Raw genomic sequence first — 8,245 nt, forward strand, 5'->3', positions numbered from 1 at the left:
TGTAGAAGGGGCCGGCCGGGGGACGCCGTGCCGGACGCGGAGGGAGCGGCGGTGGCGGCCGGCCCCGTCGGCGCGGACGGGACCGTCTGCGTGGACGGCGCCGACTGCGCGGACGATCCCGTACGCGGCCCGCTGCCGGGGGAGGCCGCGCCGCCGGCGCCCGCCGCGCACGCGGAGAGCGTGAGCGCCAGCGCCAGCGCGGAAGCGAGCGGCGCCGTCCTCGCCGGCCGGGCCGGCGGGGACGTCGTACGGGTGCGGAATACCATGGCAGCCTCCTCCGGGCCCTCGGGCGGACGTCCTCGCGTCCCCACGGGTCACAGGGTCGGGTACCCCATGTTCCTTGCGGCGTAGCCCTGTTCGCCCGCTTTCCCCCGATGGTGTCCGGATCGCGGGTGTGTGTTTCGGCACGCCCGCCGGGACCGGAGGCCGGCCCCGGCGGGCGGCCCGGGTCCCGGCGGGCCGCTCCGGGTGGGAGAATCGTCTCCATGGACATCCGCAGCAGGAACAACGTGAGAGTGACCGGCGACCCGGACGGGCCGACGGTGGTGCTGGCGCACGGGTTCGGCTGCGACCAGAACATGTGGCGGCTCATCGTGCCCGCCCTGGCCGACAGCCACCGCGTGGTGCTCTTCGACTATGTCGGCTCCGGGGGCTCGGACCCGTCCGCCTGGAGCGAGGAGCGCTACTCGTCGCTGGACGGCTACGCGCAGGACGCGGTGGACGTCTGCGAGGAGCTGGACCTGCGGGGGGCGGTGTTCGTGGGCCACTCGGTCAGCTCCATGGTCGGCGTGCTGGCGGCGCAGGCCGCGCCGGAGCGGATCGGGGCGCTGGTGATGGTGACCCCCTCCCCCTGCTACATCGACGACGAGGGGTACCGCGGCGGGTTCACCGCGGAGGACATCGACGAGCTGCTGGCGTCGCTGGAGTCGAACTACCTGGGCTGGTCCTCCCTGATGGCCCCGATCATCATGGGCAACCCGGAGCGGCCCGAGCTCGGACGGGAACTGACCAACAGCTTCTGCGCGACCGACCCCGACATCGCGCGGGTCTTCGCCCGCACCACGTTCCTGTCGGACAGCCGCCGCGACCTGGAGAGCGTGCGCGTGCCGACGCTGGTGCTGGAGTGCGACCAGGACGTCATAGCCCCCCGCGAGGTCGGCGCGTTCGTGCACGCCGCGATCCCCTCCTCCCGCCTGGTCACCCTCGACGTCACCGGCCACTGCCCCCAGCTGAGCGCTCCCGAGGCCACGGCGGAGGCGATCCTGGACTTCCTGGGGTCGCTACGGTGATGTGCCAGACGGGCGGGAACCCCGAGCCGTCGGGGACCGGGGGCGGGGCCGGGACGAACGCGGTGTTCACCGCACTGCTGGAGGACAGCGTCGAAGAGCTCTACGAGTCGGCACCGTGCGGGTACCTGTCGACGCTGATGGACGGCACCATCGCCAAGATCAACAGCACGCTGCTGGACTGGCTCGGCCTGGAGCGCGAGGCGGTCGTGGGCCACCTGCGCTTCGCCGACCTGCTCACCGTCGGCGGGAAGCTGTACCACGAGACGCACTTCGCGCCGCTGCTGCGGATGCAGGGCGAGATCGGCGGCATCGCCCTGGAGATGAAGACCGCCCGCGGCGGCCGGCTGCCGGTGCTGGTGTCCTCGGTGGTCAAGCACAGCGGGGGCGGCGATCCGCTGCTGATCCGCACCACCGTCTTCGACGCCTCCGACCGGCGCAGCTACGAGGAGGAGCTGCTGCGCCGCAGGCAGGAGGCCGAGCAGGCGCGGATCGAGGCGGAGCAGGCGCGCGCGGAGGCGGAACGGGCGCACCGGCAGGCCGAGGCCGACCGGGCGCAGTTGGCCGACGCCCTGGCCGTGCTGCAGCAGTCGCTGCTGCCGGCGTCGCTGCCGGCCGTGCCGGGCCTGGAGACGGCCGTCCACTACCACGCGGCCTCCGCGCACCGGCTGGGCGGCGACTTCTACGACCTGTTCCCCATCGACGGCACCCGCTGGGGGTTCTTCCTCGGGGACGTGTGCGGCAAGGGGCCCCAGGCCGCGGCCCTGACCTCCCTGACCCGCTACACCCTGCGCGCCGCCGCCCTCCACGACTCCGAGCCGGCCGCCGCGCTGACCACGCTGAACGCCGTCCTGCACGACCGGTACACCGCCTCCGGCGACCCCCGCTACTGCACCGCCGTCTACGGCGTCATCGAGCCCGGCCCCGACCGCGCCGTCGTCCGCCTCGCCTCCGGCGGCCACCCGCCCGCCCTGGTCATGCGGGCCGGCGGGCGGGTCGACTTCCTGCACACCCCGGGCGGCATGCTCGTCGGTGTCCTGCCCACCGCGCCCTTCGTCACCGCCGAGACCGTCCTCGTCCCCGGTGACACCCTCCTGCTCTACACCGACGGCCTGACCGAGGCCCGCACCGGCCCCACCCGTGAGAGCCTGTACGGCGACGAGGCCCTGCACGCGTTCGCCGTCGACCATGCCCCGTGCACCCCCCGGGAAGTGGTCGACGCGCTGGTCGGGCTGCTGGACGGCTTCGGCGACGGCCTCGACGACGACACCGCCCTGCTCGCCCTCGGTGTCCCCGCCCCCCGTCCGCTCCCCCACCCGGCACCGAAGCACGGCCGATGAACCCACTGACGATCACCGAACGACACACCGCCGCCGGTCCCGTCGTGGCGGTCTCCGGCGACCTCGACTACGCCCACGCCGCCACCCTGCGCGAACGGGTCGAGCGCCTCGCCCTGAGACCGGGCCAGTGCCTGGTCCTCGACCTGGCGGGGCTGGAGTTCTGCGACTCCAGCGGCATCACCGCGCTCCTCGCCGCCCGGCAGCACGCCCTGGCCGCCCGGGCCGACATCGCCCTGGCCTCCGTCCCCGCCAACACCCTGCGCATCCTGACCATGGTCGGCCTCGACCAGGTCTTCGCCCTGCGTTCCGACGCCGCCAGCGCCTGAACGGCCGGGTCCGGGACCCCGCGCCGGCCGCGTCCCGGACCCGGCCCCCACGGCACGGTGGCGGGCCGGTCGTGCGGCGTGCGCCGGACGGCGACGGGCGGCCGGCGGTCTGAAGGAGGGCCGCGAGGGGCACACGCGTGACACCCCGAAGAGAAACGAGGTGTCGACACATGCTGGCCATCGCCGCGGCGGTGCTGTTCGCCATCGCCTTCCTGATCAACGCGACCGAGCTGACGACGAACGCGGTGTTCTCGTCCGGAAACCTCATGCTCCTCGGCCTGGCGGCCCTCGCCCTGCACACGGCGGGGATCGGGTCCGGCAGGAGCGGGCGCCTCGGCCGGCGCTGACGGGCCGAAACCCCCGGGGTGCGGTGGGGCGCGCGGCCGTCGTCGCCGCATCCCGGGCTCCCGGTCGGCGGGTTCCCCAACTCCCCGACTCGGAAAGCGAAGAGAGGGTAGACGGTCGTCATGGCACCGAAGAGGAACGGTGCCTCCGCCCCCGGGCCGTACGTCGGCCGCGCCGGATCCGCCCGGTGGACACGGCCGGGTTCGCCCAGCGGGGGCGGGGCAGTGCCGGAAACGGCGGAACGGCCCGGAAACCGGCGGACGCAGGCGCCCGCGGCCCTTCCGGCCGTCTCCACCGGTGACGCCGCGGGCCGCGCTCACACGTCCGCGGCGCCACCGGGGCACTGCCCGTCCTGTCCGCAACTGCCTGGGAGTCACGATGACCTGGATGTGGGAGAACGCAGCCGACGCCGCGGCGAGCCCGACCTGGACGCACCTGGCGGTGATGGTGCTGGCCGTGCTCGTCCTGGCCTACAACCTCGCCAAGAGCGGGCGCTGACCCGCCCGGCCGGCCCTCCCCGCGCCCTTTCGCCCCGGTTTCCCGGTCCCGCCCGGGACCGCGACCGCGGACGGGCCCGGGGGCGCGCCGGCCCGTCCCCGGACGGGGACCGGCACCGGCGGGGTACACCCCGGCGGCGCCCGGTGGCCGTTCCCGCGGCAGGAGCCAGGCCCCGAGCACGAGCACGACCACGACCGCCGGCCCGCCGGCCTCGACGGCGATGGCGGCGTTCCCCCGGGTGGACCCGCGCGGACGCCCCGGGCGTCGAGCAGGGCCGGGGCGACCGGGAACACCACGGACGCTGGCCCGACGGGCACCCGGACGAGGGCGGCGAGGCAGTCCCCGCGAAGCCCCGGACGAGCGCGGCCGCCGACACGATGCCGGCGGCGGGCGTGCGGAAAGCCGTTGAGGAGTCCCGCGAACGGCCCGCGGGCGCGGGTCACGTGGTGCGCGGATCCTCCGGAGCGGGGTACTCGGTCGCGGGTTCCGCCTACGAGGCCGCCGTGAGCGGGGTCGCGACGAGCGCGACGACCGGCGGCGCCCGCACCGCTCCCCCGAGTCCGCGGCGGTCCGGCCGATGAGGACGTACGCCCCCGCGCCCGGGACGTCGCCCAGGACGAAGAAGCAGAGCAGACGGGTGGTCGGGGCGCGCCTGAGGAGCTGTTCGCCTCCGGTCGGCACGAGCGCCGTGTCCTTCCCGCGCGATGTCGCCGCGCGCGCGGACGTGCCGGCGCCGCCCCGCGGCCCTCGTGGGGGCGGGACGGCGCCGGGAGGCGGTGCGCGGCGGGCGGGCCGCCGTCCGTCAGGCGGTGCTCCGGGTGAAGCGGTGCCACCAGTGCCGGCGGCGGGGGTGCACGGCGCGGCCGAGCCTGCGGCCGAGCAGTACGTACCCCAGCAGCGCCCCGGTGCTGTTGAGGATGACGTCGTCGACGTCGAAGGCCCGCCCGGTGATCAGCGCGCCCTGCACCAGTTCCACCAGCGTCATCACGACGGCGGTGGCCAGCACGACCCGCACCAGGCCGCGGGTGCGGGGCGCCAGTACCGGCAGCAGCAGCCCGAACGGCACGCCCAGCGCGATGTTCCCGCCCAGTTGCTTGACCGTGTCGCGGAAGGCGGGCTGCCCGAGGTACTGGCGGATGGAGTCACCCGGTCGCAGGTTGCTGTGCGTCAGCTGCTCGGAGGCGGCCGACGGCTCCAGGGTCAACCGGGCCAGGACCACCGCGAAACCCACCATGAAGACGAAGGCCACCAGCATGGCCACGATGCGGCCCGCCCTCGGCCATCCGGGGCGGGCGGGCTCCGCCCCGGGGCCCGCCGGTCCCGTGTCCGGGTCGGGGGGCCCCGTCCGGGGGCCCGGGGCCGCCTCCTCCACCGCCCGCTTCTCCGCGTTCCGCCGGATGGTCCACGTCATCACCGGCCCCTTCCCAGGTTCGGTCCGTACGGGATTCCGGCTACCCCCCGTACGGGACGGCACACGGCCCGCGTGCGGGGCCGGCGGGGCCGGGCGGGATCACCGGCGGCGCCCTCGCCGCCGCCGGAACGCCGTCACAGCAGGCCCAGCTCCCACAGGCGCCACACCCCGGTGCCGTCCGCCAGGTACTGGCCCCCGCTCACATGGGGCCGGGTCACCACGTAGTCCTTGTTCTGCCACAGGGGCACCAGGGGCACCGACTGCGCGATGCTCCTCTGGATCCCCCGGAACTGCTCCCTGGTCAGGCCCCGGTCGGTCTGCTGCTGCGTCAGCCGGATCGCCGTGTTGACCTCCGAGGACGAGAAGCCGTTGCTCAGCACGCTGTCCGAGCCGATCAGCGGCTGGGTGAACGTCTCGGGGTCGGGGAAGTCGGGCGACCAGCCGGTGATGAAGGCGTCGAAATCACCGCGGGCGTAACGCCGTTGGTACGTGGGCCAGTCGGCCTCCTCGACGAGGGTGACCTCGAAGGCGCCCCCGGCCTCCAGTTGGCGTTCGAGTTCCTTCGCCTCCAGGGCGGCGATCCCGTTCTGGTGCCCCAGCGTGAAACGGGCCGGCGTGGGGAGCCCGGCGGACCGCAGGAGGCTCTTCGCGCGCTCGGGGTCCACTTCGGGGTAGGCGTCGAAGAACGCCGTGCTGTGGCCGGTGATGCCCTGGGGGATCAGCGAGTACAGCGGCGTCACCGTGCGCCCGTGCACCTTGCCGGCCAGGCCCCCGCGGTCGACGAGGGTCGCGACGGCCCTGCGGGCGGCCACCCGGGCCAGTGGGTTGTCCTTGCGGCGGAGGTTGATGGCGAGGTAGTGGGCCTCGGCGCTCTGCCCGATGGACAGGCGCATGCCGGGGGTGTTCTCGTCGAGCCCGGCCAGGGTCTTCGCGGGCAGTCCCCGGTAGGCCACGTCGACCGTCCCGTCCTTCCAGGCGGCCTCGACGTCCTTGGCCTGCTGGTAGTACCGGATCCGGATGGGCATCGCCTTGCCGCGGGGGACCGCCCCCTGGTACGCGGGGTTCGGCTCCAGGTCGATCCTGTTCTCGCTCTGGTGGGAGATGAGGTAGGGGCCGGAGCCGGTCACCCCCCGGTCGCCCCGCAGTTCGTCGGGCGGGTACACGGCGGGGTCCACGATGGACCCCGCCCCCGTGGCGATCTTCGACGGCCACGTCGCGTCGGCCGTCTTGAGGCGGAAGGTCACGGTGGAGCCGTGGGCCTCCACCGACTTGAGGTTGGCGAGGAGCGGTCCCGGCCCGAGCGGGTCGTTGATCCGCATGATCCTGTCGAACGAGTGCTTCACCGCCGCCGCGGTGACCGCGTTGCCGTTGGAGAACTTCAGGCCGTCCCGGAGCAGGCACCGGTAGGTCATGAGGCCGGAGTCGGTGAACTCGCACTCCTCGGCCGCGTCCGGCCGGGGCACGGGCGAGCCGGACTCGAAGGTCAGCAGGCTCTGGTAGACGTTGTTGTACAGCGCCCACGAGCCGTTGTCGTAGGCCCCGGCGGGGTCGAGGTGGGTCAGGACGTTAGCGGTCCCGATGACGATGGGGCCGCTCCCCCCTCCCTCGTCCGCCAGGGGACGGCAGCCGCTGATCAGGATCAGTGCCACACATCCTGCCGTGGTCCGCAGGCTCTTCGCCTTCATAGGTGCCGTTCTGCTTTCTCTGTCGGTACCGCGTGTTCGAGAACGTGGGTTGAACGGCCGGCACCGGCGGAGCCGGCCGCGCCCGGTCGGTCCCGTGTCCGGGGAGCGGGCTCCCGGACAGGACCGGTCTCCTGCCGGAGACGTGTTCGGAGGGCCTCCTCTCAGGCATTTCTCCCGCCGACCCCGCCGCCCCGGTAAGGCGGCCCGTCGGCGGGGAGACCTTACGGGCCGCTCCCCGCACCCTCCATCCGGAGGTACGGGATACGGATACGCCAACAATCCCCCGGCCCGCCCCCACCGCGCCCCGGCACCCCCGCCGCGGGGGCCGTGCGTGACAGGGCCATCGCGCACCGTACCGGCTCCGGGGGGCGGCCGGGCCGCCGCCCCGTCGCGGGTGCGGGAGCACGGCCGCCTCCCCCGCCGTCCGGACGGGGTGCGGGCGGGTCGCGCGGAGACCGCCGCCGGACCCCCGGAACGGCGGGGCACGGCGCCGTACGCCCCGCTCCGGCGCGTGCCGCCCCGCCCGGCGGGGGCCGCCCTTCGGCGGGGCCGGGCCCTGCGCTCCCCTCTCCCGCGAGCCGTGCCGGTTCTTTGCGTATACGTGCTTCGGCGTTCCTGATTGCGCGCGTCACACGGAGGGGCGGATCGTTGGTATGCCGAAGACGGAGCGTCCGGTACCTGAACGGTCGGTGAAATCCGAATGCTCCCGGCCGCCGACGCCCGACACGGGCACCGGCTCGAACGGACTGGAGCCCACGCCATGGTCATCGAACGCGTCCTGAGTGGGGCCCCGCAGCGCGTCTGGCCCGATCAGGCTCTGCGGGGTCTGGCAGCCTGCACCATGCCCGCCTCGCCGGAGGCCGTGCCCGCGCTCCGGCGGTTCTCCCGGGCCGTCGCGCGCCGGTGGCGCCTGGCCGACCACTTCGACGAGGCCCTGGCGGTGATCGTCACGGAGCTGGTCACCAACGCGGTCCTGCACAGCGGCAGCCCCTGGGTCTCCCTGTCGATCGACGTCCGCGGCGGTTCCCTGACCGTCGAGGTGCTGGACGGGGGGTCCTGGAAGGAGCGGACCGCCCCGCGCCGCGAGCCCCTGGACGACCGGGCGACCTGCGGGCGGGGGCTCCACCTCGTCGAGGCGTACGCGACGCGGACCGTCGTGCGGCGCGTGGAGCCGGGGACCGCGGTCACCGCCGTCCTCGCCCTCCACCGGGTGCCGGAGCAGTCCGGTCCGGTGGACGCCCTGCCCTCCGAGTCCTGGTCCCGGTACCTCGACCTGGACGTGCTGGTCTAGACGGACCGCCCGGGCCCCGCGCCCGCNNCGAGTCCCGCTCCCGCCTGTCTCTTATACACAGTT

The 8,245-nt window shown here is 74.6% G+C and carries 7 protein-coding genes and 1 pseudogene; 5 read left to right on the plus strand and 3 right to left on the minus strand.

The features are described from left to right. A pseudogene (locus MW084_RS00600) lies at nt 1-266 on the minus strand (Gmad2 immunoglobulin-like domain-containing protein); the annotation flags it as partial. A gap of 219 nt (nt 267-485) precedes the next feature. Between MW084_RS00600 and MW084_RS00605 the strand changes: the two are divergent. From MW084_RS00605 to MW084_RS00620, 4 genes are all read left to right on the plus strand, one after another. Beyond that, nucleotides 486-1,289 carry an alpha/beta fold hydrolase gene (locus MW084_RS00605; RefSeq protein WP_010468215.1) on the plus strand — a complete coding sequence of 268 codons (804 nt, stop codon included), beginning with the start codon at nt 486-488 and terminating at the stop codon, nt 1,287-1,289. Further along, nucleotides 1,289-2,626 carry a PP2C family protein-serine/threonine phosphatase gene (locus MW084_RS00610; protein WP_010468214.1) on the plus strand — a complete coding sequence of 446 codons (1,338 nt, stop codon included), beginning with the start codon at nt 1,289-1,291 and terminating at the stop codon, nt 2,624-2,626. Before MW084_RS00605 ends, MW084_RS00610 begins: the two co-directional genes overlap by 1 nt. Continuing rightward, on the plus strand, nt 2,623-2,952 hold the full coding sequence (locus tag MW084_RS00615; protein WP_010468213.1) for an STAS domain-containing protein: 330 nt from the start codon (nt 2,623-2,625) through the stop codon (nt 2,950-2,952). Before MW084_RS00610 ends, MW084_RS00615 begins: the two co-directional genes overlap by 4 nt. A 170-nt stretch (nt 2,953-3,122) precedes the next feature. Further along, entirely contained in the window at nt 3,123-3,299 is a 177-nt protein-coding gene (locus MW084_RS00620) for a hypothetical protein (RefSeq protein WP_010468212.1), read from the plus strand. A 1,298-nt stretch (nt 3,300-4,597) separates the two neighbouring features. Here MW084_RS00620 and MW084_RS00625 read toward each other — a convergent pair. Both MW084_RS00625 and MW084_RS00630 read right to left on the minus strand, forming a co-directional pair. Next, a complete protein-coding gene (locus MW084_RS00625) occupies nt 4,598-5,209 on the minus strand; it encodes a VanZ family protein (protein ID WP_010468211.1) in 612 nt (203 codons plus the stop codon). A 131-nt stretch (nt 5,210-5,340) separates the two neighbouring features. Next, nucleotides 5,341-6,891, minus strand: a complete 1,551-nt coding sequence (locus MW084_RS00630; protein WP_039828633.1) for an ABC transporter substrate-binding protein — start codon at nt 6,889-6,891, stop codon at nt 5,341-5,343. A 760-nt stretch (nt 6,892-7,651) separates the two neighbouring features. On the opposite strand from MW084_RS00630, the gene MW084_RS00635 reads away from it, so the two are divergent. Continuing rightward, on the plus strand, nt 7,652-8,182 hold the full coding sequence (locus MW084_RS00635; RefSeq protein WP_010468209.1) for an ATP-binding protein: 531 nt from the start codon (nt 7,652-7,654) through the stop codon (nt 8,180-8,182). Nucleotides 8,183-8,245 lie beyond the last annotated feature (63 nt).

Origin of the sequence: Streptomyces sudanensis (assembly GCF_023614315.1) — a bacterium.
Lineage (GTDB): Bacteria > Actinomycetota > Actinomycetes > Streptomycetales > Streptomycetaceae > Streptomyces > Streptomyces sudanensis.

Bases quoted from the DNA above. Each gene is read 5' to 3' on its own strand.
- MW084_RS00605 (WP_010468215.1), top strand. From the start codon at position 486: ATGGACATCCGCAGCAGGAACAACGTGAGAGTGACCGGCGACCCGGAC.
- MW084_RS00610 (WP_010468214.1), top strand. From the start codon at position 1,289: ATGTGCCAGACGGGCGGGAACCCCGAGCCGTCGGGGACCGGGGGCGGG.
- MW084_RS00615 (WP_010468213.1), top strand. From the start codon at position 2,623: ATGAACCCACTGACGATCACCGAACGACACACCGCCGCCGGTCCCGTC.
- MW084_RS00620 (WP_010468212.1), top strand. From the start codon at position 3,123: ATGCTGGCCATCGCCGCGGCGGTGCTGTTCGCCATCGCCTTCCTGATC.
- MW084_RS00630 (WP_039828633.1), bottom strand. From the start codon at position 6,891: ATGAAGGCGAAGAGCCTGCGGACCACGGCAGGATGTGTGGCACTGATC.
- MW084_RS00635 (WP_010468209.1), top strand. From the start codon at position 7,652: ATGGTCATCGAACGCGTCCTGAGTGGGGCCCCGCAGCGCGTCTGGCCC.